Source organism: Ruegeria sp. HKCCD6119, assembly GCF_013110585.1.
GTDB lineage: Bacteria > Pseudomonadota > Alphaproteobacteria > Rhodobacterales > Rhodobacteraceae > Ruegeria.
Map to the genome: position 1 here is coordinate 19,770 of NZ_WVQV01000016.1, position 24,425 is coordinate 44,194.

The 24,425-nt window shown below is 57.5% G+C and carries 22 protein-coding genes and 9 pseudogenes; 22 read left to right on the forward strand and 9 right to left on the reverse strand.

The window, feature by feature from the left end:
- Positions 1 to 48: 48 nt before the first annotated feature.
- The 8 genes and pseudogenes from GS611_RS21210 to GS611_RS20000 all read left to right on the forward strand — a co-directional run bounded on the left by GS611_RS21210 (position 49) and on the right by GS611_RS20000 (position 6,104).
- Positions 49 to 846 carry a transporter gene (locus GS611_RS21210; RefSeq protein ID WP_171638345.1) on the forward strand — a complete coding sequence of 266 codons (798 nt, stop codon included), beginning with the start codon at positions 49 to 51 and terminating at the stop codon, positions 844 to 846.
- Positions 847 to 897: 51 nt separating this feature from the next.
- Positions 898 to 1,479, forward strand: a pseudogene (locus GS611_RS21355) (TniQ family protein); the annotation flags it as partial.
- A gap of 480 nt (positions 1,480 to 1,959) precedes the next feature.
- A pseudogene (locus GS611_RS19975) lies at positions 1,960 to 2,076 on the forward strand (IS5/IS1182 family transposase); the annotation flags it as partial.
- A gap of 165 nt (positions 2,077 to 2,241) precedes the next feature.
- Positions 2,242 to 2,655 (forward strand): DUF2141 domain-containing protein, encoded by a 414-nt coding sequence (locus GS611_RS19980; protein WP_171638347.1) that lies wholly within the window; start codon positions 2,242 to 2,244, stop codon positions 2,653 to 2,655.
- Positions 2,656 to 2,659: 4 nt separating this feature from the next.
- Positions 2,660 to 3,250, forward strand: coding sequence for a TetR/AcrR family transcriptional regulator (locus tag GS611_RS19985; protein WP_171638349.1), 591 nt, complete (start codon positions 2,660 to 2,662; stop codon positions 3,248 to 3,250).
- A 489-nt stretch (positions 3,251 to 3,739) separates the two neighbouring features.
- Positions 3,740 to 4,243, forward strand: a pseudogene (locus tag GS611_RS19990) (DUF1501 domain-containing protein); the annotation flags it as partial.
- Between the two features lie 439 nt (positions 4,244 to 4,682).
- Positions 4,683 to 5,582, forward strand: a complete 900-nt coding sequence (locus tag GS611_RS19995) for a sterol desaturase family protein (protein ID WP_171638351.1) — start codon at positions 4,683 to 4,685, stop codon at positions 5,580 to 5,582.
- A 15-nt stretch (positions 5,583 to 5,597) separates the two neighbouring features.
- Entirely contained in the window at positions 5,598 to 6,104 is a 507-nt protein-coding gene (locus tag GS611_RS20000; protein ID WP_171638353.1) for a DUF2141 domain-containing protein, read from the forward strand.
- A gap of 9 nt (positions 6,105 to 6,113) precedes the next feature.
- Here GS611_RS20000 and GS611_RS20005 read toward each other — a convergent pair.
- A pseudogene (locus GS611_RS20005) lies at positions 6,114 to 6,224 on the reverse strand (IS5/IS1182 family transposase); the annotation flags it as partial.
- A 10-nt stretch (positions 6,225 to 6,234) separates the two neighbouring features.
- Between GS611_RS20005 and GS611_RS20010 the strand changes: the two are divergent.
- Together GS611_RS20010 and GS611_RS20015 are read left to right on the forward strand one after the other, a co-directional pair.
- A pseudogene (locus tag GS611_RS20010) lies at positions 6,235 to 6,642 on the forward strand (transposase); the annotation flags it as partial.
- A 137-nt stretch (positions 6,643 to 6,779) separates the two neighbouring features.
- Positions 6,780 to 7,112, forward strand: a pseudogene (locus GS611_RS20015) (transposase); the annotation flags it as partial.
- A 67-nt stretch (positions 7,113 to 7,179) separates the two neighbouring features.
- Here GS611_RS20015 and GS611_RS20020 read toward each other — a convergent pair.
- Positions 7,180 to 7,540 (reverse strand): annotated as a pseudogene (locus GS611_RS20020) (hypothetical protein); the annotation flags it as partial.
- A 12-nt stretch (positions 7,541 to 7,552) separates the two neighbouring features.
- Between GS611_RS20020 and GS611_RS20025 the strand changes: the two are divergent.
- A pseudogene (locus tag GS611_RS20025) lies at positions 7,553 to 7,885 on the forward strand (DDE-type integrase/transposase/recombinase); the annotation flags it as partial.
- A gap of 75 nt (positions 7,886 to 7,960) precedes the next feature.
- Here GS611_RS20025 and GS611_RS20030 read toward each other — a convergent pair.
- Positions 7,961 to 8,592: pseudogene (locus tag GS611_RS20030) on the reverse strand (peroxiredoxin).
- A 134-nt stretch (positions 8,593 to 8,726) separates the two neighbouring features.
- Here GS611_RS20030 and GS611_RS20035 point away from each other — a divergent pair.
- The 6 genes from GS611_RS20035 (at position 8,727) to GS611_RS20060 (ending at position 14,911) form a co-directional block, all read left to right on the forward strand.
- Positions 8,727 to 9,197 (forward strand): Rrf2 family transcriptional regulator, encoded by a 471-nt coding sequence (locus GS611_RS20035; RefSeq protein WP_171638354.1) that lies wholly within the window; start codon positions 8,727 to 8,729, stop codon positions 9,195 to 9,197.
- On the forward strand, positions 9,194 to 9,859 hold the full coding sequence (locus GS611_RS20040; RefSeq protein WP_171638356.1) for a Crp/Fnr family transcriptional regulator: 666 nt from the start codon (positions 9,194 to 9,196) through the stop codon (positions 9,857 to 9,859). Before GS611_RS20035 ends, GS611_RS20040 begins: the two co-directional genes overlap by 4 nt.
- A 151-nt stretch (positions 9,860 to 10,010) precedes the next feature.
- The gene (locus GS611_RS20045; RefSeq protein WP_171638358.1) at positions 10,011 to 10,382 is read left to right on the forward strand and encodes a hypothetical protein; all 372 of its coding nucleotides are present in this window, start codon (positions 10,011 to 10,013) and stop codon (positions 10,380 to 10,382) included.
- Positions 10,383 to 10,481: 99 nt separating this feature from the next.
- Positions 10,482 to 11,366, forward strand: a complete 885-nt coding sequence (locus GS611_RS20050) for an MBL fold metallo-hydrolase (protein WP_171638406.1) — start codon at positions 10,482 to 10,484, stop codon at positions 11,364 to 11,366.
- A gap of 14 nt (positions 11,367 to 11,380) precedes the next feature.
- Positions 11,381 to 13,063 carry a bifunctional protein tyrosine phosphatase family protein/NAD(P)/FAD-dependent oxidoreductase gene (locus tag GS611_RS20055; RefSeq protein WP_171638360.1) on the forward strand — a complete coding sequence of 561 codons (1,683 nt, stop codon included), beginning with the start codon at positions 11,381 to 11,383 and terminating at the stop codon, positions 13,061 to 13,063.
- A 114-nt stretch (positions 13,064 to 13,177) separates the two neighbouring features.
- Positions 13,178 to 14,911, forward strand: a complete 1,734-nt coding sequence (locus GS611_RS20060; RefSeq protein WP_171638362.1) for a SulP family inorganic anion transporter — start codon at positions 13,178 to 13,180, stop codon at positions 14,909 to 14,911.
- Between the two features lie 5 nt (positions 14,912 to 14,916).
- Here GS611_RS20060 and GS611_RS20065 read toward each other — a convergent pair whose 3' ends face one another.
- The 4 genes from GS611_RS20065 to GS611_RS20080 form a co-directional block, all read right to left on the reverse strand.
- Positions 14,917 to 15,669, reverse strand: coding sequence for an anti-sigma factor (locus tag GS611_RS20065; protein ID WP_171638364.1), 753 nt, complete (start codon positions 15,667 to 15,669; stop codon positions 14,917 to 14,919).
- Positions 15,666 to 16,175 (reverse strand): RNA polymerase sigma factor, encoded by a 510-nt coding sequence (locus GS611_RS20070; protein ID WP_171638366.1) that lies wholly within the window; start codon positions 16,173 to 16,175, stop codon positions 15,666 to 15,668. Before GS611_RS20070 ends, GS611_RS20065 begins: the two co-directional genes overlap by 4 nt.
- Before the next feature lie 47 nt (positions 16,176 to 16,222).
- A complete protein-coding gene (locus tag GS611_RS20075) occupies positions 16,223 to 16,612 on the reverse strand; it encodes a hypothetical protein (protein WP_171638368.1) in 390 nt (129 codons plus the stop codon).
- Between the two features lie 350 nt (positions 16,613 to 16,962).
- A complete protein-coding gene (locus tag GS611_RS20080; protein ID WP_171638370.1) occupies positions 16,963 to 18,630 on the reverse strand; it encodes a GMC family oxidoreductase in 1,668 nt (555 codons plus the stop codon).
- Between the two features lie 225 nt (positions 18,631 to 18,855).
- On the opposite strand from GS611_RS20080, the gene GS611_RS20085 reads away from it, so the two are divergent.
- From GS611_RS20085 to GS611_RS20095, 3 genes are all read left to right on the forward strand, one after another.
- Complete coding sequence (locus tag GS611_RS20085) at positions 18,856 to 19,767, forward strand: LysR family transcriptional regulator (RefSeq protein WP_171638372.1); 912 nt, start codon at positions 18,856 to 18,858, stop codon at positions 19,765 to 19,767.
- A 176-nt stretch (positions 19,768 to 19,943) separates the two neighbouring features.
- The gene (locus GS611_RS20090) at positions 19,944 to 20,120 is read left to right on the forward strand and encodes a hypothetical protein (protein ID WP_171638374.1); all 177 of its coding nucleotides are present in this window, start codon (positions 19,944 to 19,946) and stop codon (positions 20,118 to 20,120) included.
- 478 nt (positions 20,121 to 20,598) lie between these two features.
- Positions 20,599 to 20,943, forward strand: coding sequence for a TetR/AcrR family transcriptional regulator C-terminal domain-containing protein (locus GS611_RS20095; protein ID WP_256420312.1), 345 nt, complete (start codon positions 20,599 to 20,601; stop codon positions 20,941 to 20,943).
- 182 nt (positions 20,944 to 21,125) lie between these two features.
- On the opposite strand, the gene GS611_RS20100 is transcribed toward GS611_RS20095, so the two are convergent.
- Entirely contained in the window at positions 21,126 to 21,635 is a 510-nt protein-coding gene (locus GS611_RS20100; RefSeq protein ID WP_171638378.1) for a MarR family winged helix-turn-helix transcriptional regulator, read from the reverse strand.
- Between the two features lie 77 nt (positions 21,636 to 21,712).
- On the opposite strand from GS611_RS20100, the gene GS611_RS20105 reads away from it, so the two are divergent.
- Together GS611_RS20105 and GS611_RS20110 are read left to right on the forward strand one after the other, a co-directional pair.
- Positions 21,713 to 22,600, forward strand: coding sequence for an EamA family transporter (locus GS611_RS20105; protein WP_171638380.1), 888 nt, complete (start codon positions 21,713 to 21,715; stop codon positions 22,598 to 22,600).
- A gap of 12 nt (positions 22,601 to 22,612) precedes the next feature.
- Positions 22,613 to 23,254, forward strand: a complete 642-nt coding sequence (locus GS611_RS20110) for an NAD(P)-dependent oxidoreductase (RefSeq protein ID WP_171638382.1) — start codon at positions 22,613 to 22,615, stop codon at positions 23,252 to 23,254.
- 76 nt (positions 23,255 to 23,330) lie between these two features.
- Here the strand turns inward: GS611_RS20110 and GS611_RS20115 are convergent, their stop codons facing one another.
- The gene (locus tag GS611_RS20115) at positions 23,331 to 24,425 is read right to left on the reverse strand and encodes a Gfo/Idh/MocA family protein (RefSeq protein WP_171638384.1); all 1,095 of its coding nucleotides are present in this window, start codon (positions 24,423 to 24,425) and stop codon (positions 23,331 to 23,333) included.

Genomic DNA, 24,425 nt, shown 5'->3' on the forward strand with positions numbered 1-24,425 from the left:
AAGTGCAAGCCACCCATGAGAAAACGGCCAGCTAAGAGGAGACCGCCTATGAACCTCAGGTTGCTACGCTGCTCCATACTTGCCGGGATTGGTGCCCTTTCTGGTACTGCGTGCGCAGAGTCCCAGGAAGAAGAACTAGCAAAGCAACTTGCTAACCCCGTGGCCGCTCTCATTAGTGTACCATTCCAGCTGAACTATGATCAGAATTTGGGTGCCGACAGAAATGGTTCGCATTGGATATTAAACGTACAACCGGTTGTTCCCTTTGATCTTACGGATGATTGGAACCTCATATCCCGAACAATTCTTCCAATTGCCTCCATAGATGGTGGCCTGCCGGGTTCTGGATCCGAGACTGGGCTAGGAGATACTGTTCAAAGCTTATTCCTTTCGCCCAAAAAACCAAGTGCGGGCGGTTGGATCTGGGGGGCTGGCCCCGTTTTTCTGCTGCCAACGTCGACAGATAACAGCTTAGGTCTCGGAGAGTGGGGTGCTGGAGTTACCGGCGTGGCACTCAAACAGCAGGGTCAGTGGACATATGGTGGCCTTACAAATCACATCTGGGACATTGATGGTGATACCGACATCAACCAGACGTTCTTACAGCCATTTATTTCCTACACAAATTCGAACGCGTGGACGTTCACATTAAACACTGAGTCCACCTACAACTGGGAAACCGATCAATGGTCTGTGCCAATCAACGGTGTTGTCACCAAAGTTACCCAACTCGGGGTTCAACTTATCAGCGTAGGCGGGGGAGTACGCTACTGGGCCGACGGCCCAGATAGTGGACCTGACGGTTGGGGCGTAAGACTTGTAGCTACCTTGCTATTTCCCAAATAGTTGAGCCCTTCCTGAGAGAATACCGCTTACGGTTATCGCAGCGAGAACTTCTTTCAGGAATTTCTCTTAAGAAACAGGCAAACTTTCTGCCCGGCTTGCTTGCTGTCGGACATTGAGACCAACCGAGACGGATTGAGAGTGGGCGCAGCACGCATCAATTGGACATTTAGCCCGGTTCGAACCTGTCGATATCACAACGTACCTTTGGTTCGAGCGCGTAAGGCAACAAGCAATGGTGCGAAGATCGACGCGTCGTACTTGAAACCTGACATTGCGGATCTTGAGGACATCCTGGCGCACTCAAAAACTCGAAGACCTTCTGAACTTCAAGGTTATGTGGAGAAACGGTTGGAAGGTCATATGGTATCGAGCTGGATGGATAGCCAGCCGATTGACCTGGCGAGCCGTTCTACCGAGATGCTTGGGGCATGTGTTGAGTTTGGGGCTCATACCGCGTTTTCGAAGCTAAACGAAGACAACTGGGATCACGCCGCTAAGGTAGGTTACGAGTTCACATCGAGGGGCGAGGAGGGAATTCGAAACGGCCTGAGATACCTATTGAATAGCTCTGAAAAGAACCAATCGCAGTCCGGGCCGCAGGGAACATTCGGAGGGCTTTTTCACTGGGTCTAGGCCGAACGCGGTGTTAAGCACATCGGACCTTTCAAAGAGGTTTTTCGGGAGTTCATTTTGGACAACGTCCGAGTAGAGCTAGGTACGTTGCTATTTGGCTCAGTGGTAGATCAAGCGAGGGTTCACTCAGTAGCGTCGCTTGCCAGAAAGTATGCTCTGCATCCGAAAACGGTTAGGAGTGCTTTGACAAAGTCCGGACTGCTTCGCGGCCCAAACGACCACTTTTCAATGCGTCAAACCGCTCGCGTCTAGCAAGCTGAGAAATTGATCAAAAAATTTGTCCGAGCTGTGCCTGTAGCTAAAATTCCGGATTACATCGAGTGCAAGAGGGCGCAGGCGCAGCAATAGTTGAAAGCAGGGATTCTTGAGCCGGTTGTAGATGATGAAAAGAAATTTAGCGGTCGCCACAAGCGCCGCTACAAACGACGCAACCGCCCCTCTCGTGACATTGCTGTGCAATGCACTGCCGGGCAGTGATACGAGATCATGTTCGGACGCCTGAAGGATTGGCGGCGTGTGGCAACCCGATATGACAGATGCCCAAAGGTATTCCTTTTGGCCATCGCTCTAGCAGCTACCGTGCTGTTCTGGCTGTAATTCAATGAGTCTGGAGCCTAGTTCGTGTGTGGGAGAGTGTGGAAACCAACGTTCTTATGACCGATTTGAACGTTCAGGGGTTTGGGATTGCAGTTTGCTGTCGCATTTGAGAATTAATCGTGCTTCACCTATGTTCGCTTACACTTGGCAGCTTTCGGTGATCTGATGCGATTTTTGAGATACACGGCGATGACAGCCTTTTTGGCCATTGCAAACAGCTCTTTTGCTCAACCCTCCAATAACGCACCATTTCTGACTACTGTTGAAGGCCTTCGAAACGGAAATGGAGTAATCATCGTAGCCGGCTTCAATAAAGCTGACGCATTTGAGGCAATGGACGTAACCAATGCGGCAGCGATGGCACAGATACCGGCGTCCGGCTCAAAGACCGCCTTCACGTTTCATTATTTGCCCCTGGGAGACTACGCTTTTGCCGCTCTTTACGATGAGGACATGGATGGTGACCTGGACATGAAGGTCCAGGTCCCGACCGAGGGCCTGCCTCCAGAATTCAAGGATGTTGCTGTCTTATCCGGTGGAACCGCTCAGTCGTCATTGCGGCTGAAATATTGGGATTAGAACAATGGGACGCCCTTCAAATCGCGATGAGCGCTATGGTCAGGTCATGGAGGCGTTTGTGCGCTGTGTCGCACGGATGGGCCTGGATAGTGCCACCTTGAGTGCGATTGCAAAAGAGGCGGGGTTGACCCGCCCACTGATCCGTCACCACCTTGGCAACCGGGATGAGATGATCGTGGCCTTGCAGGATTACGTGTTGGACCAGTTCAACAGTGCTGCGAACGAATTGGTTGCCGCATTGCCGGATTCAGAGCCCGCGCATGCCTTGGTGAACTACCTATTCTCCGATCAGTCAGATTCGTCACCCGATCTGGTTCTGGCATTTGCGGCTCTTACGGCTCGGGCCAAAGAGGATGGTGAACTCAGATTAAACTGCCGGGCTTCGATCCTTGGATTTGAAGCGCAGGTTACTGAGGTTTTGCAGCGGAACTATCCCGGGGCTTCAGAGGTCAACACCCAGCGCGCAGCGCATGGCATAGTGGCGCTTTACTTCAACACGGCATCGCTTGCTGCCTTGGAGATGCCGGCAGAGTGGGTGAACCAGTCGAAGGCGATGGCAATTTCGCTATGTGAAAATCTGGCAGACCCCGCATAAAACGCAGCCATTCCGCAAACTACATTGTGTTCGCCCTGCTGATGACCTCGGTTCTCCTGGGCTATCAATTTCTTTGGGGTCTGTTGTTTCTATATTGGAGCGTCCTTGGCATATCGTCTGGACAAGCTTTCTTGTTGACCGATGTCTGCATGGCAACTGAGCCGGTCCTGTTCTGGTGTATCCAGATCGCCAGGGTTGTGCTGGGTTTTTTCATGCTGCCGGGCGACTTCTTTCCATCGGTGGCTTAACTTTTCCAGAAGAGGAATGCACCCAATGTCAAACATGCTTTACCCCACTCAATGATCTGCTGAATGACAGTTTCAATCGTATGATGTCAGCCGATCAGTCCGGAGATCCCTTCAGGGAAACCTACCTGCGCCTGACGCGAAACGCCCAGGCCCAGCACGAGACTTTCGCTGCCGCCACCAAGGGCATTGAGGCCCCGGGCAGGTTCCCTGAAACTGACCTCGCACAGCAACTCAAGATGGTGGCCGCACCATCGCCGCCTCTGATCGTCTCGGGCTGGAGCAGCAGACTTTTTTTGTGCGCTACATCGGCTGGGACCATCATGATGAGTTGCTTGAAACCCATGCCAGCATGCTTGCCGTGTTGTCCCAAGCTCTGGGCGCCTTCCAGTCCGCGCTCGAAGACATGGGGCTGGCGGACAGGGTTGTCACCTTTACCGGTTCCGATTTTGGCCGCACGCTCACATCGAATGGCAACGGATCGGACCACGGTTGGGGCGGCAATACCTTGGTGATGGGGGGTCCCATTGTCGGTGGCCGAATTTTCGGTAACTACCCTGTCCTGGGGTTGGGCGATGACAACCCGCTGGATGTGGGTGACGGCGTGCTGATCCCAACGACTTCCACCGATCAGCTCTATGCAGACCTTTCTCGTTGGTTTGGTGTTCAGGATGCGGCCCTAACTGAGATACTCCCCAATCTACGGCGTTTTGCGGCTCCGGGCGAACGACTTGGGTTGATTGGGTAACACCATACTTTCAAGCGGTGATCGCATGAAATGCCCCGCAATGATCGTGGCATTCGTTTGACCGCAGGCGGCCAAGTGTAAACACTTGAATGCTTGCTCGCTATTGGTTCTGAAGGCGTCGGCTCCCACGATCGAGACAACAACTTCGTCCAGATGCCATTCGTCATCGAGATTGCCATCCGACCGGGGATGGTTCGTTCTGGTGAACCCCCGTCCGAAGTTTCCGGCCCGGGCTGTATTTTATATTGCGAAACGACGATGCTGTGCTCGGGAAGAAGATCTGAGCTCGAGAGCGGCCAAACCCTTTTCTTTATTAAGCAGCGTTTTCCTGCAGTGAATGCGTTTTTAAACCAGAGCTTCATTTGTCGAGCGGTCTACTTGACATGGGTCTGAAATCCATTACTTGTCACAAAAGACAACTTATTAGGAGGCGATGAGAATGGAACTCCTCAACACGTACATTAGCGACTTTCAGCTCAACTATTGGGAGACAATGATCGACGAGTGGTTTTTCGTCTTTGCAATAGGTTTCCTGATCTTTGAGCTTGTACGCTACGCCATAGGGAAAAAGCTTAGCTTCGAGATGGTTGGGGACACGGTCACCAACTTCATCACTCTTGGCTTTTTCATTGCGATTACCTTTGTGCTGATGGCCGGCTTTTATGTCGGAGCGTATGTCTGGGCGTCGCAATATGCTGTGTTCGACATTCCCACGACATGGGCGTCGTTCCTGATTGTGCTGGTTCTTGCGGACCTTGCCTATTACTGGGAACACCGAATCCTGCACCGGATCAATATTCTGTGGGCCACCCATTCGGTGCATCACAGTTCACCTTTCTTCAACATCTCGGTGGCTTACAGGCATGGTCCGCTGGATGGCTTCTGGCCCGTCTTCTTCCACCTGCCGTTGGTTCTTCTCGGCTTCAATCCCTTCGTTGTTTTGATTGCGGAACTTCTGGTGCAGCTCTACCAGACGGCGCTGCACACCGAGGTGGTTCGCAAGCTTTGGAAGCCCATTGAGTACATCATGAACACGCCGTCGCATCACCGTGTGCACCATGGGTCAAACCGCAAGTACCTGGACAAGAATTATGGCGGGATCTTCATCATCTGGGACCGTATGTTTGGCACATTCGAAGAGGAGAACGAGGAAGTCACCTATGGTCTGGTTACGCCCATCAATTCGGTGAATCCGTTTGTGGCGTTTTTCCACGGCTTTACCCGTGTCTTTCGCGATGCGTGGCGTATGCCGGGTTTCCGGAACAAGCTGGGGGTTCTGTTCCGTCCGCCCGGCTGGCAGCCCAAGAAACAAGACGCCAAAACTTCGAACCACTCTTAAGGCGAGGACCAAGCCATGCCGTCCAACTCAAAACGCATCTTCGGGGTTCTGGCCACAGCCGCCCTGTTTGTTGGCGGAGCCTGGGTCGCCTCAGGTCTTCGCACCGACATCGCCGTGACCTCGGCCTCTTCGACAGGAACGCCTTCCGACTATGGGCTGGTGATCAACCTGCGCGGCGCACGCAGTGACAAAGGTCAACTTGTTGTCATGGCCTTTGTTAACGCTGCCGCCTTCGACATACTGGATTACAACGCAGCCGCTGGCTTTATCGCGCTTCCGGCCAGCATGGAACCGCAACGCGTGGACTTCCCTGATCTGAATGCCGATTACTATAGCGTTGTGGCCTACCATGACGAAAATGGCGACTATGAGATGGGTTTTGACGAAAACTGGATGCCAACGGAAGGTTATGCTGTTTCGGGAATGAATGACCTCTATGATGATCCTGTGTTTGAATATTCACTGATCAGCCCGGGCATGCCGGTGGATTTGGTTCTCTTCTATTGGCCCGCGCAATCCTAGGGTCAGGATTCATAACCAATAGATGACGAGAGCGGCGAGCGCGATGGCCGAGAGGAACACCTTTGGTGATCGGTCATAGCGTGTCGTCACGCGTCTCCAATCCTTGAGCTTGCCAAAAATCCCAGAAGACATGGAAAAGATCGCAGTCATGGGCATCGACATCGGTAAAGACACAAGCCACCTCGTCGACTTTGGTCATGCAGGCCGGCGCGTTTTGCGCAAGAAGATTGAGCGGTTAGAACTAACGCCGATCTTTGAGAAACTTTCGCGTTGCATCGTTGGGATGGAAGCCTGCATGAGCGCGCATTTTGTCAGCCGACTGCTGCGAGAGCTCGGTTTTGAGCCTCGGATCATCCCAGCGACCTATGTGAAGCCATTCAACAAGGGACAAAAGAAGGACTACAATGATGCGGAGGCAATTGCAGAAGCAGTGATGCGTCCAAACCTGCACACGGTCACTGAGAAGAGCCAGGACCAGTTGGACCTGCACGCAATGCACCGGGTTCGTTCCTGGCTGGTGGCGCTGCGGACTGCCACGTGTCGGACGTCAGCGCCAATGGGACAGTTTAGGTCGATTTGATAAGAGAGGGTTTCTGGCACATCGTAACCACCAAGGAGTGGAGATGATATAGGTCAAAGCGTTTAGCATTTGATCCAGTGGATCAAATGTAGCGCATGACCGGAACGTGTAAGAGCCACGGCGAGAAGGTCGTCAAAGACATCCTCCGCGCCACCCGCAAGCAGTATTCAGCGGAAGAGAAGATCAAGGTCGCACTGGACGGCCTGAAGGGCGAGGACAGCATTGCAGAGCTGTGTCGCCGCGAGGGCATAGTGCAGAGCCTCTACTACAGTTGGTCCAAGGAGTTCCTGGAAGCCGGCAAGAAACGTCTGGCAAGCGACACGGCACGTGCTGCGACATCGACCGAGGTCAAAGGCCTGCGCTGTGAGGTCCGCGATCTGAAAGAAGTTGTGGCAGAACAGGACTTGGAACTGCGCCTGCTCAAAAAAAGCATGATCGCGCCCTCTCGGCAGCATCCTTCGGATGCGCTTGCTGGGCAGTGAATCAGGCGTCCACGCCCCCCTTTTTGACGCCCAAACTGGTCGTTGTGCGGTGCGCCTTCAGGTAGGTCGCGTCCACTGCCCGGCAGTCGAAACGCAGTTTCGATGAGAGGAGATCATCACGGTCTTATCGTCTCCGTGCTTAGCGGCCAACCCGGCTATCATCCGGGCGAAGATGCCCTTGCCGCTCCACCGTTTCCAGTGGTTGTAGAGCGTTTCCCGGGCTTACGCGGCCCCACTGGGGCCACAGTCCCCTTCAACTGTGCGGGCCGTATTCCTTCGGCGCATCGCGCCAGCGCAAACCATTGCGACTAATGAAGACTATTCCGCTCAACACCCGCTACCTGGGCGTCGGTCAGCCAAAACAGATCAGACATGTTCACCGCTCGTTCTTCGCCCGCGCACGTGAGGTTAACGGTTTGCCGCGCAAGATCGTCATCGACAAAAGTGCTGCCAATACAGTTGGCATCACGGCAATCAACAAGATGCTCAAAAGCTTTGGTTGCCCGATCCTGATTGAGACGGTCAGGCTGAAATACCTCAACAACATCATTGAACAAGACCACCGCTTCATCAAACGAAGGATCAGACTCATGCTGGGGTTCAAATCACTCGTTTCAGCCGCATCTGTCCTGGCAGGCATAGAATTGGCAAACATGATCCGCAAAGGTCAATTTGCGCCCGGGCTTCGTCCGTTTCAGCAATTTATCCAGCTGGTGGGGTATTCGCCTCTCAAGTTTCGTCTATACAACTCTCAAAGAAATTTGCGACAGAACCCGCGCAAGTCCGGCGACCTTTCAGCCGGCCAGTTTCACCTTCCGCAAATAAGGCCGGATCTCTTCCCAACCTTGCGGGAACAGTTCCTTGGCGTTTTCATTCGGAATTGATGATGGAATGATCGCCGCACCACCAGGCACCCAATCGGCGGGCAGGGCCACGCATTTCGCGTCGCTGGTTTGCAGCGCATAGATCACACGCAGGATTTCTTCGAAGTAGCGCCCAACGCTGATGGGATAGGTCATGGTCAGGCGTAGCACCTCGTCGGGGTCGATGATGAACACCGACCGTACCGCGGCGGTTTCGGACTGCGCCGGGTGGATCATCTGATACAGTTTGGCGATCTTCAGATCAGGGTCGGCCACGATGAGAAAGGTCAGGTTCGTATGCTGGGTGTCGTTGACGACTTCGATCCAGCGCAGGTGTTCGGCGACGGTGTCGGTGCGCAGATCGATGGGTTTCACGCCACGCTCGGAAAATTCGTCGGCCAGCTGCGCAATGCGGCCCATTTCAGTGGTGCAGACCGGAGTAAAGTCGGCGGGATGGCTGAAAAAAACGCCCAGTCGTCGCCGATCCAGTGTTGGAAGGAAAACGGGCCGGTCGTGGTGTCCGCTTGGAAATCGGGAACTACGTCCCCAAGAAGCAAGGTCATTGGTCTTCCTTTCGGTCTTTTGGGCTTTATTTCATCGGTTCAGGTAGTTCCGTGCCGCATCCCGGTCAGTGACAAGATCGCCGAGCTTGCTAATAAGTTATATTTAGAATAGAGGTTTCGAAAAAAAGGCGTACATGAAACTCACATCCTATTCCAATTTCGCTCTGCGTTCGTTGCAGTTGGCGGCGCTTAAGGCGCCGAACCGCATCCGCGTAGACGATGTCGTGCGCGTGCACGGGCTGGCCCGACCGCATATCGTGAAGATCGTGCACGAATTGGGCCGCGCCGGTTATCTGGAAACCACGCGGGGTCGGGGTGGTGGGTTCCGGCTGGCCAAACCGGCCGAGGACATCGTCATCGGCGATGTCATTCGCCTGACCGAAGGGCCACTGGACGTGGTCGAGTGTTTCAATCCTGAAAAAAATACCTGTCCGCTGATCGGAATATGCAAGCTGTCACAGGCGATTCAAAAAGCGACCCGGGCGTTCATGGCGGTGCTCGATGATCTGACCCTCGCCGACATCGCCGCAAACCGGGGTGAGTTGCTAAACCGCATCGCGCCGATCGAGGAGGGCATCGTGGCACCCATGCGCAAGGCAAGATGACGATCACCGACTGGACCGAGCGTTTCCACGGCACCAGCCGCCTTCCCAAACCGGTACGGGAAAGGTTGCGGACAGCCGCCCGAATCCTGTGTTTCCCGAAGGGTGCCCAGGTATTCGGGCCCGACAATGTGCCCGACAGCCTGCTCTTTCTGTATCACGGCCGGGTCCGGGTCTCTCAAAGGTCGGCTTCCGGGCGCGAGATTGTGTTGTATCGAGTCGAGGCCGGTGAAAGCTGTGTACTGACCACAGCCTGCATGTTGGCCGAAGAAGCTTATAATGCAGAAGGTATTGCCGAGACCGATGTCGTTGCCGTGGTTCTGCCGAAGCTCTCGTTTGATCGTCTGGCCTCGGAAGAGGATGCCTTTCGCCAGTTTGTCTTCGAGGCCTATTCGCGCCGATTGATCGATCTGTTGCGGGTGGTGGATGATGTGGCCTTCGGGCATCTGGACGTGCGCTTGGCCGAGCGTCTTCTTGTCTTGGCCGAGGGGGGCGATGAAATCCGGGCCACCCATCAACAGCTTGCCAGCGAGCTGGGCACTGCGCGCGAAGTCATCACGCGGATTTTGCAGGATTTCCAAAAGCGCGAGATGATCAGCCAATCGCGCGGACGGATCACTTTGACCGACAAGCCTGCATTGGAAAGACAGGCTCAGGGCGTCTGACAATTGCCAAAGGGTTTCGGGTTTCGTGACTTTGTCACTGAACTGGTGCTTTGAAAGATATATTTGCATTTCAACTTTAGATTCGCGCCCAAGGTATCGAGGCCCTGAACAGAATTTCGGTTGCCGGCGGACCAAAACCCAGGAGACGGAAATGGATGACCGCAAAAACATCCCGAAGCTCGGCGGCATTGCCCTTGCGGCGCTTGCCGCTGCGGCGGTCGGTGCGCTCGGCACCTGTTTTCTGCGGCACGATGCACCCGGCCGCAAGGCTGGAAGGGCCGGCAGCCCGATGCGGCATCGCCACACAGCGGAAGGGCAAGGCCATGACGACGTGAACACGCCGGGATTGCGCGGCCGAAATGCGACGCCCGAGGAAATAGCCAAACTGGCAGCGATGTTCCGCAACTTCGATCCCATCACGGGAAATGTCGAAAACCTGCCGGACGGCATCCGTACCGTCACCCGGTCACCGGATACCCGGGTCATGGCGGCCGTTCACGAAATGATGTTGACGCGCGGCTGACAAAGGCTCGACTCGCGCCCAAGAGGAGGCACGAATATGAACGATCAGAAGTCCATTGACACGCACAACCAAAGGATGACAGACGCGATCGCGACGCCGATTGGCGCCTATCCTGTTGACCAAAGCGTCAAGCCCGAGGTTCAGGGGTTCTATGACGAGGCGACGGCGACGATCAGCTATATCGTCAAGGACCCGACGTCGAACGCCTGCGCGATCATCGACAGCGTGATGGACATCGACTATGCGGCCGGCAGGATCACGTTCGACCATGCCGACCTGCTGATCGTCGAGATCGAAAAGCAGGGTCTGAAGCTGGAATGGATCATCGAAACGCATGCGCATGCGGATCATTTGTCGGCGGCGCCCTACATCCAGCAGAAGCTGGGCGGCATGATCGGCATCGGCGAGAACATCAAGATCGTGCAGGAGGTGTTCGGCAAGATCTTCAACGAAGGCACCGAGTTCCAGCGCGACGGCAGCCAGTTCGATGCGCTGTTCACCGATGGCATGACCTACAAGATCGGCAACATGATCGCCTTTACCATGCACACGCCGGGCCACACGCCGGCCTGCATGGTGCATGTCATGGGCGATGTGGCTTTTGTGGGTGACACGCTGTTCATGCCCGATGGCGGCTCGGCCCGGGCCGATTTCCCGGGCGGGGATGCCGGCACGCTGTATGACTCGATCCAGAAGGTGCTGAGCCTGCCGGACGAGACGCGCCTGTTCATGTGTCACGACTATGGCCCCAACGGGCGGGACATCCGCTGGGAAACCACCGTGGCCGAGGAGAAGGCGCACAACATCCATGTGGGCGGCGGCAAGAGTCGGGACGAGTTCATCAAGATGCGCACCGAGCGTGACGCGACGCTGGCCATGCCGACACTGATCATCCCGTCGATTCAGGTCAACATCCGCGCGGGCGACGTCCCGACCGATCAGGATGGGAATCAGATGCTCAAAGTTCCCGTCAACAAACTCTGATCTGCAGAGGCACCATGGATATCAGGAAAATATCAGACGCACTGTCGGTCTCGCCGCAGATCACGCCGGGCGACATGGAAACCGTCAAGGCGGCGGGGTTTCGGGCGATCATCTGCAACCGGCCCGATGGCGAAGGTGCCGATCAGCCCAGCTTTGACGAGATCGAGGCTGCGGCCCGGAAACATGGCCTTGAGGCGCGCTATGTCCCGGTACAGAGCGGGATGGTCAAGGATGATGACGCGCAGGCATTTGGCCGTACCCTGACCGAGTTGCCGGGCCCGGTTCTGGCCTATTGCCGGACGGGCACGCGCTCGGCCACGTTGTGGTCGCTGCACGAGGCAGCGCACAAGCGGTCCGTCTCCGAGATTCTGACGGCCACCAAGGTCGCCGGTTACGACATGAGCGGCGTCGCCCGCCGAATCGCCAATGGCGGCAAGACCCCGACCGACACGGGGGACGCGTCCTTTGACGTGGTGATCGTAGGCGGCGGCGCCGGGGGCATCGCCACCGCCGCCAGCCTGCATGCGCGCAAATCCGGCTTGTCGATCGCCATCATCGACCCGTCCGACGTGCATTATTATCAACCCGGTTGGACCCTGGTGGGCGGCGGCGTATTCACGCCCGAACAGACGGCCAAGACGATGGGTTCGCTGATCCCGAGGGGAGTCAAATGGATCAAGGCCGCTGTGGCCGCGTTCGAGCCGCAGAACAACGCCGTGATTCTGGATGGTTGCCGGGTCGTCAAATACGACCGTCTGGTGGTGTCTCCGGGGCTCAAGCTGGACTGGGGCGCGGTTGAGGGGCTGGAGGAAACGCTGGGCCGTAACGGGGTGACCTCGAACTATCGCTATGACCTGGCGCCTTATACCTGGCAGTTGGTCGAAGGGCTGAAGGCGGGCCGCGCGCTGTTCACCCAACCGCCGATGCCGATCAAATGTGCCGGCGCGCCGCAGAAGGCGATGTATCTGTCGGGCGATGCGTGGGTCCGGCGCGGGGTTCTGAAGGATATCGACATCCAGTTCATGAACGCGGGCGGGGTGCTGTTCGGGGTAAAGGACTATGTCCCGGCGCTGATAGAGTACGTCAGGAAATACGACGCCACGCTGAATTTCTTTCACAATCTGGTTTCAGTGGACGGCCCCGCGAAAACGGCCACGTTCACGGTGGCCAAACCCGATGAGCAGCCCGAGCAGGTGACGGTCGAGTTCGACATGATGCATGTCTGCCCGCCGCAGGTGGCGCCGGACTTCATCCGGGTCTCGCCGCTGGCCGATGCGGCGGGTTGGGTCGATGTCGATCAGGCGACGCTGCGGCACAAGAGCTTTGACAACATCTGGTCTCTGGGCGACGTGATGAACGCCCCAAACGCCAAAACCGCGGCCGCCGCGCGCAAGCAGGCGCCGACCTTGGCCGACAACATCCTGGCCGATATCGAAGGGCGCTCGCCGGTGGCGGCCTATGACGGCTATGGCTCGTGCCCGCTGACGGTGGAGCGCGGCAAGATCGTGCTGGCCGAGTTCGGGTATGGCGGTGTTCTGAAACCCAGTTTCCCAAAATTCCTGATCGACGGCACCAGACCCAGCCGCGCGGCCTGGTTCCTCAAGGAAAAGCTGCTGCCACCGGTCTATTGGTCGGCAATGCTGAAGGGCAAGGAATGGATGGCCAAGCCCGAACCGTTGAAAGTCGCGGCTGAATAAGCCGCCCACCCCCGAAACCGACGCAAGTTCTGTCCTGTCTTCGCGCAAGTCAGGCCTTGATCTGGCGGTCAGAGCCATCTCGTGCTGACCGCCGCCTTTTCAGGACGAAACCCCATGCAGAGCCTTTATCGTTACCTTCCCATTCTCGACTGGGGCCGCCGGTATGATCGGGCGGCGCTGTCGAACGACCTGATCGCCGCAGTGATCGTCACGATCATGCTGATCCCGCAATCGCTGGCCTATGCGCTGCTGGCGGGGCTGCCGCCCGAGGCGGGGATCTATGCCTCTATCGTGCCGATCATCCTCTATGCGGTTTTTGGAACCAGTCGGGCGCTGGCGGTGGGGCCGGTGGCGGTGGTGTCGCTGCTGACGGCAAGCGCCGTGGGGCAGGTGGCCGAGCAGGGCACCGCCGGATATGCGGTGGCGGCGCTGACACTGGCCTTTCTGTCAGGCGGGTTCCTGGTGTTGCTGGGCGTGTTCCGGCTGGGCTTTCTGGCCAACTTCCTGTCGCATCCGGTAATTGCGGGCTTCATCACCGCATCGGGCATCCTGATCGCCACCAGCCAGCTCAAGCACATCCTGGGGGTCAGCGCGCATGGGCATACTCTGCCCGAGATGCTGGGATCGATCGTTGAGAATCTCGGCCAGACCAACGGGATCGCCCTGGTGATCGGCGTGCTGGCAACGGCCTTCCTGTTCTGGGTGCGCAAGAACCTCAAACCCGCGCTGCGACGCATTGGGGTGCCACCGCTGCTGGCGGATGTGCTGACCAAGGCCGGGCCAGTGGCGGCCGTTGTGGCAACCACCGTTGCGGTCTGGGCCTTCGGGCTGGACGCGCGGGGTGTCAAGATCGTCGGCGAGGTGCCTCAGAGCCTGCCGCCGCTGACCCTGCCGGGACTGTCTTCGGACCTGATCGGCGCGCTGCTGGTGCCCGCCATACTGATCTCGATCATCGGCTTCGTCGAAAGTATTTCGGTTGGGCAGACGCTGGCCGCCAAGAAATGCCAGCGTATTGACCCGGATCAGGAACTGATCGGCCTTGGGGCGGCCAATCTGGGCGCCGCGTTCTCCGGGGGATACCCCGTTACGGGGGGATTTGCACGATCGGTGGTCAATTTCGATGCGGGCGCCGAAACCCCTGCGGCCGGTGCCTTCACCGCCATCGGGTTGGCGATAGCCGCGCTGTTCCTGACCCCGCTAGTCTACTTCCTGCCCAAGGCAACGCTGGCTGCTACGATCATCGTGGCGGTGCTCAGCCTGGTGGATTTCTCGATCCTGAAAAAGACCTGGGGCTATTCGCGGGCCGATTTTGCCGCCGTGGCCGCCACCATCCTGCTGACCCTGCTGGCCGGGGTCGAGACCGGCGTGGCCAGCGGTGTGGCGATCTCGATCCTGCTGCATCTGTACAAGACCTCGCGCCCGCATGTGGCCGAGCTGGGGCTGGTGCCGGGCACCCAGCACTTCCGCAACATCCTGCGCCACAAGGTCGAGACCGACCCCACGCTGGTCACGCTGAGGGTGGATGAAAGCCTGTACTTTGTGAACGCCCGCTTCCTCGAGGATCTGATCCAGTCGCGCGTGACCGAAGGCTGCGAGATCTGCAACGTGGTTCTGATGTTCTCGGCGGTGAACGAGGTCGACTTTTCGGCGCTGGAAAGCCTCGAGGCGATCAATGACCGCCTGCGCGACATGGGCGTCGGTCTGCATCTGAGCGAGGTCAAAGGCCCGGTCATGGACAGGCTGAAACAGTCCCACTTCCTCGACGACCTGAACGGCAAGGTCTTTCTGTCACAGTATGACGCGTGGAAATCCCTGACCGACCGCGAACCGGTGCGCGCGGCAGAATAGCCCTGTCAGATCAGTTCTTCATGGGCCTTGCGCGCGATGGTTTCGATGACCTGGCGACCGGAGCGGCCCACCATGGAATATTCCCACCGCCCATCCTGCCAGAACACGATGCCCAAATCCCCGTCGCGCCGGTATTGAAACGAGGTTCGAGCTGGGTCCGTGGTCAGATTGGCAAACAGGCTGAGGCGGTCGCCGGATTCGTTTTCGTACAGGAAGAAGGCCGCCGGGCCTTGGCCCAGTGGCAGCAGCCGACCTCCGATCAGCCGGTAGCCGGTCTCTCCCAGTTCCGGCGCGATCACCGACGCGCCCAGCCGGTTGCTGAGCCAGGTTTGCAGATGCTCGCGCTCATCGGCGAACACCTCGACCGGGTGCAGAACCTCGGGTGAATAAAGGGCGTGTGCCGCTGCCGCCTGAATTGGTGCCTGCGCCATCAATTTCTCGGGCTTGACAGAATCCCGCGACAGGAGCAGACCACTGCCCAGACCCAAGGCAAAGATCGCCACCGCTGCGGCCAGCCGCCCTAACACACCGTGACTGGTGCCTTCGCGCGCCCTGTGCATCAGCCGGTCCAGTTGCGCGGGATCGGGCTGCGGCACCGAGATGCGCATTATTCCCGCCTGCCGGATCATTGCCGCCAGCCGCGCACGGTCGGCGGGATGTGCGGCAAGGTGCCGGTCCAGACGGTCCTGCTGAGATGGCGTCAACTGGCCGTCGACTGCGGCCTGAATCAGAGTGTCCATGTTCGGTTCGGTCGTCATGTCATGCTCCGCAATCGTGATTTGCCCGCCTGTTCTTCCGGGGCTTGCAGCCGTGTCCGGGCCCGGGACAACCGAGACATGACGGTGCCCTGCGGGACGCCCAGCAATCGGGCGGTCTCGGCATAGGTCAACCCCGCGATGGTGACCGCCAGCAGAACAAGTTTCTGATCCTCCGGCAAGGCGTCGATCCGACGCCACAGCCAGCGCAGTTCCAATCGCTCTTCGGCGGTCGCCTCGGGCGAGACCAGTTGATCCAACGCCCGAGGATCGGTTTCGGGACGGATCGCAGCGCGCCGCCGGTCATTGCGAAAACAATTAAGCAGGATTTTCATCGCCCAGGGCTTGACCGGGTGGCCCGGCCATCTGAGCCCCTTTTTTCGGATCGCGCGCAAGACCGCATCCTGCACCAGATCGTCGGCCAGGTCGCGATTCCGGGTCAGTGAAAACGCAAATCGCCACAGATCGGGCAAGGCGTCTTCGAGTTGCTGGTCGAATGTCCGTGTCATCGTCTAAGCCAAAGGCGGCCCGGTCGGACCGCCCCCTGGCGCCGCAATCAGGGCCGCGCGGTATGCCACACGCCCTTAACGCCGTCGCCGGTCATTTCTCCGGGTTGCTTGTCCTTGATCCACAGATACAGCGGTTGGCCCTTGTAGGCGACCTGCATTGTTCCATCGTCGCGCTGGATCAACGAATAGTTCTTGGGCAGTTCGGTTCCCGCGGCTGCGGTCAGCGGCGGCCAGTTCACTGCGCATTGATCATAGCAGTAGGACTTGCCCGTTTCGTCTTTGTCGAACGTATAAAGAGTCATCTTGTTGGCATCCATCAAAATAGTCTGATCGCCCAGTTTCCCGGTCAGGACCGGGGCGTCGCCAGCTGCGGCGGCGGTTGCAAGGGCGCATGCCATCAGGGTGGATGCGGTCAGCGCAAAAGAAGTGCGGGTCATTCGGGTGTTCCTCCGTGTCGGGCGTCTGCATCATCGCAGACATGACACTTACACGCAGGCGATCGGGTTTATTCCCCCGGGCTTGAATTTTATTCGCGCCCGGCAGGGTCATGCGTGCCGCGCCAAATGCCGGTTGATTGGACAAAGACATCGGGAAGTGGATGTCGCGTCGCTGCGGAGCGATCGGAACATCGTTGATGCCGCGCCCGGATCGCCCAGCAACATTGCGACAGCAGGACCGGTGATATACCGGCCAAAGTTGGCGACTCTCACGCCGGTCACCGGAAGATCGGAGAACGGCTTGCGCGTGGTTCCTCTGGGAAGTTGTTGCACCCGGATGCCTACAGGATTTATTGACCGGCCAGCATCCAGCCTGCGGCCTTTTCTGCAATCATGATCGTGGGCGAATTGGTGTTTCCACTGGTGATCTCTGGCATGATCGAGGCATCAACGACGCGCAGCCCAATCACCCCCTTCATGCGCAAATGCGAATCGAGAACGGCGGTTTCATCATCCTCTCGGCCCATCTTGATCGTACCAACCGGGTGAAAGATCGTGCTGGCGATGTCGCCTGCCAAACGGGCCAGTTCCTCGTCGGTTTGATACTGAATGCCCGGCTTGAACTCTTCCGGCTCGTAAGCTTCCATCGCGGGCTGAGACATGATTTCGCGTACCTGCCGCAAACTTTGAGCGGCAACCCTGCGATCTTCGTCTGTGTCGAGATAATTGGGGGTAATCTGGGGCGGCTGACGGAAATCCGAAGACGCGATGCGGACATGCCCGCGGCTGGTCGGATTCAGATTGCAGACGCTGACGGTGATGGCGGGGAAATCATGCAGGTCTTCGCCAAACGCCTCAAGGCTCAGCGGCTGGACGTGGTATTCGAGGTTGGCGTGTGGTCTTGCCGGATCAGACCGGGTGAAAGCCCCCAACTGGCTGGGCGACATGCTCATCGGGCCAGAGCGCTTCAGCACATATTCCAGTCCGATCTTGGCCTTGCCTATCAGCGAATTGGCCAGGGTGTTCAGCGTCTTGGTGCCCTTGACCTTGTAGACCGCGCGAATTTGCAGGTGATCCTGTAGGTTCTCGCCCACATAGGGCGCATCCATAACGACATCAATTCCGTGCTTTTTCAGAAGCGCCGCCGGGCCGATCCCCGACAGTTGCAGGATTTGCGGCGAGTTCACGGCGCCCGCAGACAAAACCACCTCCTTTGAGACCTCGACCGCAACGGGCTGTCCTTTGTGGCAGACAACTGCCCCGGAACAATGCAACCGACCGGTCTCGCCTGTTTCGAAAGTCAGTTTCTCAACCTGCGCCTCGGTCCAGATCGTCAGGTTCGGGCGCGACTTGGCGGGACGCAGAAATGCCTTGGAGGTATTCCAACGCCAGCCAGAACGCTGGTTGACGTCGAAATAGCCAACCCCGGCATTGTCGCCGGTGTTGAAATCATCGGTCTTGGGGATGCCGTATTCGACCGCGGCTTCGGCAAAACTGTCCAGAACATCCCAGCGCAGTCGCTGTTTTTCCACCCGCCATTCGCCGCCATGCCCGTGCAGATCGGAAAACCGACTGTTGTCGCCGGTGCGCGGATCGGCGCCGTCATCCAACCGGTAGTGGTTCTCATGAGCCTTGAAGTCGGCCAGCGCGTTTTCCCAGTTCCATGCCTCTTCACCGGTGAGCTTGGCCCAGTTGTCATAGTCACGGGCCTGGCCCCGCATATAGATCATCCCGTTGATTGAGGAACACCCGCCCAGCGCTTTCCCGCGCGGGTAAAGCAGGCTGCGCCCGTTCAGCCCCTTAGCGGGTTCGGTTTTGTACATCCAGTCTGCGCGCGGGTTGCCGATGCAATAGAGATAGCCAACCGGAATGTGTATCCAAGGATAGGTATCGGGCTTGCCCGCCTCAAGCAGCAAAACCCGGTTCCCTGGATCGGTGCTCAGCCTGTTGGCCATCAGGCACCCGGCCGAACCGCCGCCAATCACAATATAGTCGTACCTGTTTGCGCCATCAGACATCTTTGTCTTCCACCTGTTCTGTCTTTTCGTTGCCAGTTGTGCGCCAGAGGGAACAAGGTATGCTGTTCTCTTGCAGGCTGCACGATTATGCGGCACGTTTTCTCCGCCACAAGCCAACGATGTGGTTCACGCCCCCTCCCGGAACGCTGGTTTTACCGATCTCTGCGGGAGCGGCAGGCAAAAAGCTAATGACAATTTGCACAATACCATATTAGTAAATTTTATATGGACCGGTTTTCGAGCATTAACACCATCCTGGCCTTCGTGACGGTGGCCCGGGAAGGCAGTGTTTCACGCGCAGCCGAGGTGCTGAACCTGACACAGCCGGCCATCAGCCATCAAATCAAGCGTCTTTCCGAAGATACGGGGCTTACCTTGTTCAACCGAACCGCTACCGGGTTGCAGATCACTCATGACGGCACTGCGGTATTAGCGAAGGCTCAACACGTCCTCGATGCAGTCAGTGATTTCCAACGCAGCGCCCGCCTGCGCGTTGGGCGCTTGAGTGGAAAACTGACGATCGGTACGATCGTCGATCCGGAGTTCATCCGGTTGGGGCGTCTGTTGGCGAATTTGCGCGCAGAGCATCCTGATGTTGAAACCGAACTGAAGCACGGGGTCAGCGGAGATATTTTGACATGGCTCAAGCGGGGTCGGGTTGATGCCGGGTTTTACTTATGTGGGCCCGATGACCTATCCAGCATCGGGTCGGACGGAGACCATCCGGTGCATGCCATCAAGTTGGCCGAATTCACGTATCGCGTGATCGGACCGGCTGGCTGGCAGAAGCAGGTGGAAGAGTCCGACTGGTCTTCGCTTGCAGCCCTTCCTTGGATCGGCACGCCCGAAGCCTCTGTTCACCATCGCCTTCTGGCCAAAGTTTTCGAACGTCACGCCTGCCGCCCGAATGTGGTTGCGCTGGTGGATCAAGAAGCTTCGATGCTTGAAATGGTCAGGTCTGGCATTGGCCTGAGCCTCTGCCGCGAGTCCATCGCGCTGCATCAAAAGCAATCCTTCGGGCTTGCCGTCTGCAATTCCGTGTCTGTTCCTGCGTGTCTGAGTTTCGCGGCATTGGAACGTCGCAAAGACAACCCGATGATAGCCGAGACATTTGACCTGTTGCTCCGGTCCTGGTGATCGCGTCTGGGAGGTTGAAAATACTTCTGAGGCGTGTTGCAAATTGCCATCCGGCGCGTTCTGCGCGTGGTACGGCGGGCGGCGCTATAAACCTGGTCGGCCCCAAGTGCCATGTTCTGCACAGACAGCAAGTGAGCAAAGGACAACTTATTGCATAGTGGGGTGGGTTTCAAACAATGGGTGGTGACGATATCGGCCCGGCTGCTGCGAAGACCATGCATGGTGCAACCGTGCCGCCTTCGTTTCTTGTCGCGTTCCACGCCAAAAACATTGGGAAAGACGTTCAGACAACCTATGATCTGATCCCGGGCGACGACAAGAAACGACACTGGGTCGAGGACGGCGATACGTGACGCTTCATCGGCTGTAACCTCTTTGGCGAGCACCCCGAAACGAAGGCCGAGTTCCGCAACCCGCACATAAGATGACGGCAAAGCTCATACGGGAACGGTCAAGCGATCCTGTAATTGACCAACCAAAATGGCAGAGGTCGCGGACTGACTCTGCCTTGTCAGTTTATCTGCCAAAGAACTCAACCACCGCATCCGACGATGCTTTTACCGCCTCGGGTTTGTAGTAGAAGTCCACGTGCGAGAACTGATCAAATGCCAGTTCCTCGTGCTTATTCGTTAGCTTTCCGACAAATTGCGTTGAGCTAGGGGCGGTGAAGGCCGTACTGCTGTAGATGGTCAGGGATGGCTGCACGATCTTGTCGGCTTAGACTTCTCCGATGGAAAACAGAGACTGCATGCCCCGACCGCCGATGAGCATGTTGGTATAGGTCGGAACCGCCTTCGGCCCTTTGACCCGGATCGTGACTTCGTCGAGCAATTGAAGGAAGCCTTGCGGCGCTGCATTGGGGTGATTACGGAAGAGACGGCCATCGGACTGAATCGGATGGTCATCTCAGAATTGATCCGTGACCTTGACCGGCCCCGGCAATTCTTCACTGAAACCGCGACACTTGATTACCCAATAACCAGGCTGTTCAGCGAAGCCGTGGATGTGGGCGTTATCCGAAAGGCTGATCCGGTTTTTGCAACCAACCAGCTATTGGCGCTGGTAAAGAACTTCTTTTTCTGGCCAGAGTTCTTCCTCGGTAAAAACCCGACGCCCAAAGATGTTTTGGACGATTGCGTCGTGATGTTCCTGGCGCACTACAAAGCAGACGTTTGACGCGTGATCGCGAACGCCCGCTTCGTACCGCGAAATGCACCTTCGAAAGGTTCAGGACTTTGCACCTGCGGCCAAAGTCCGGTCTGGCGGGCGCCGCAGAAGCGATGACCGGTCTGGGCCGCCCATATCGATGCGTCATAGAACCAAAAGGTCGTGGTCATGCGTTGCATCTTGAACGACGATTAATCGCTTGAATTCGCCCCGCTTTCGGAGTTCACCCTTTCATCCAGCGTTTTCAGAAGCCTGTTCAAGTCTTTGGCTTCTGCCGAGGTTAGTCCGCGCAAAAGGCGATGCTGTGTGTCGACATGATCGACGACGGCTTTCTCGATCGTCGCAAATCCGGCTTCTGTCAAACGGATCAGAAACCCGCGTTTGTCTTCAGGGTTTGGCACCCTCTCGACGAGGCCGTGTTTGACGAGTTGATCGATGCGATTGGTCATTGTTCCCGAGGTCACCATGGTCAGATCCAGCAATGCTCCAGGGGATAAGCCATCGGGTTTTCCGGATCTGCGCAGGGTCGCCAGGACATCAAAGCTGGCGGCGTTCAACCCATGAGCCTTCCAGGTTCTTTCCATTTCGCCCCGAAGCTTGGAAGTCAATCGTGACAGCCGACCGATGATTTCCATCGGTCCGACATCAAGGTCGGGCCGGGCCTTGTTCCATTGGGCAATGATGCGGTCTACGTGGTCCATGAAACTATATTGCGAAGTTATCTCTTGACGTCAAGATAAATGGATATATCTTGACCTCAAGATAATGGAGATCCGCGATGAGACATCTCGACATTGCACTAACAGCCATTGCGCCGCTGGTTTGGGGCAGCACCTACTTTGTGACGACGGAATTCCTTCCTTCAGGGTATCCGGTGACGATGGCCGCCCTGCGCGCTCTGCCTGCCGGCCTTCTGCTGCTGGTAATGGCGCCGCGCTTGCCGAAAGGAATTTGGTGGCTGCGCATTTTCGTTCTCGGCGCGCTCAACTTCACGCTTTTCTGGGCCTTTCTGTTTATCGCAGCCTATAGGCTGCCTGGAGGGGTCGCGGCGACAGTCGGTGCGATACAGCCTCTGATCGTCGTGTTCCTGGCCGCGCTGCTGCTTGGGACAGCGATCAGAGCGTCGGCCGTGATGGCTGCCTTGATCGGCATCTTTGGTGTCGGGCTGCTTGTCCTAGGGTCAGGTATAAGGCTTGATCCCATCGGTTTGATTGCCGGAGTTTGCGGGGCGGCCTCGATGGCGGCAGGCACGGTCTTGACTCGGAAATGGCAACCTCCGGTGCCGCTGCTTACCTTCACCGCCTGGCAACTGACCGCCGGCGGTCTGTTGCTGGTGCTTCTGGCCGTCTTCATCGAGCCGCCGCTTCCAACACTGGATGCACGGAACCTCTCAGGCATCCTCTACCTAGCGCTCATCGGGGCTGCGCTCACCTATATCCTGTGGTTTCGCGGTATCTCACGGATAGAGCCAGGGGCCGTCTCGGCGCTTGGTTTTCTCAGCCCGCTCGCCGCCGTTCTGATCGGTTGGGCATTGCTGGGTCAGGCGCTGACACAGATGCAAATCGCCGGCGCCGCGCTTGTCTTTGCAGCAATCTGGGTTGGTCAAAGAGCGGCGCGTACCCGCCCATCTGAGCTTTTGAAAAGCTCCATCCGCCACCCATTGTAAAGGAGAACTCCGATGAAACTCATAGTATTTGGTGCCACCGGCAATGTCGGTTCTCGCGTCGTAACGGAAGCGCTTGCTCGCGGGCATCTCGTAACCGCAGCTATTCGAAACGAGGCAGCGATTGCCAAGCTGCCCGAGGGTGTCAGACCGGTTATCGCGGATGCGACAGATCCCGCAACCCTCGTCGCAGCCATGGAGTCTCAGGACCTTGCGATCAGCGCGTTGCGCTCTGCGCCCGGGCGCGAAGGCGAGATCGTGGCTCTGACACGTTCGATCCTAAATGCTGCTTCACGCACGGGTCTTCGGGTGATCATCGTTGGCGGCGCCGCGCGCCTGCATCTGCCAAACGGCAGTCCGCATACGGTTCTGTCAGATCCGGATTTCTTGCCTGACAACATCGTTCCAACAGCCCGCGCATCGATGGCGCAATGGGAGCTCTGCGCCTCTGAAACATCGGCAAATTGGACTTATGCCAGCCCTCCAGCCCTTTTGCAGCCCGGCCCACGCCTGGGCGCGTTCAGAACCGGCACCGACACGCTGCTGGTCGATGAACTGGGCAATTCGGAGATATCGATGGAAGACTTTGCCGTTGCGCTGGTAGACGAGGCACAATCAGCCAATTTCCAGTGTGCTGCGTTCACGGTCGGTTACTAGCACTTGTTCAAGAGCGCCAGGGAAAGGCAGACCGGCCAGCCGACCAGCAGGCCGGGCAGGGACCAGCGGGAGCGGGTCAGGCCAGATAAACCGTTTCACCGGTTTCAATTGCCTGTTGTGCCGCTTGCCCCATCCTGACAGCCCAGAGGCCGTCCTTCAAACTTACATCCGGTTTTGCTGTTTCGCCACGAAGCACGGCCAGGAACCCTTTGTGCTGATAATAGGTCGACCCATTGTGATCCCCTGCCGCCAAAAGGGTGGGGTCGACCGGAACGTCCATTGATACCGGACCTTTGGGGTTGCGCGGGCTCAGGATCACCTGCGGCAGCGGCGGGGCACCCAAATGGTCGGGCCAGAATCGTCCGGGTCCGGGAACAAACGCCTCGATCTTGGCGTCCGGTCCGACGGCCGATATTTCTTCTTGGTAGCGTGCGCCTTCGGCAAACATGCAAAGTTCCAACATCGCGCGCGCGCCCGAGACAAAGTCGACCAGAACATAGCCGTGATCCAGAATATCCGGGGTTTGACCGTCGTAACTTTCGTCCAGATGGTTCACCGCCTGCCCGCCACTTGCCGTGATGCGCACCGGATCGGATCGCAATATCAGACGCATCAAGTCGAAGAAGTGGCAGCATTTCTCGACGAAAGTACCGCCAGTATTTCGGTTGAACCGGTTCCAGTTGCCGACCTTGTCGAGGAAGGGAAAACGATGCTCGCGGATCGACAGCATTTTCACCCCACCTGTCGCCTCGGCCTTGTCGATCAAAGCAGCGATAGGGGGCATATACCGGTATTCCATCGCAACCCAAATCGGGCAGGGGTAGTCGCGCTGCAACTGCTCGAGCCGGGGCGCGTCCTGCGGGTCGGTGAACAATGGTTTTTCTACCAAAAGCGGCAGAGGACGTGTTTCCGCGATTTCGCGGATCTGGTCCAAATGAAGATGGTTCGGGCTGACAATTACGACGCAGTCCAGTTCCTCTACCGCCAGAAGCTCTTGCACGGAACCTACCATGGTTGCGGTCGGCGCAATTGCCTTGGCGGCATTTGCCATTTCCTGATCGGGTTCAAAGATCGCAGCCACACTGGTACCTTCCAGCAATCCGATATTGTGCAGGTGCTCTTGCCCCATCATGCCGCATCCAATCAGCCCGTAATTGATGGTCCGGGTCAT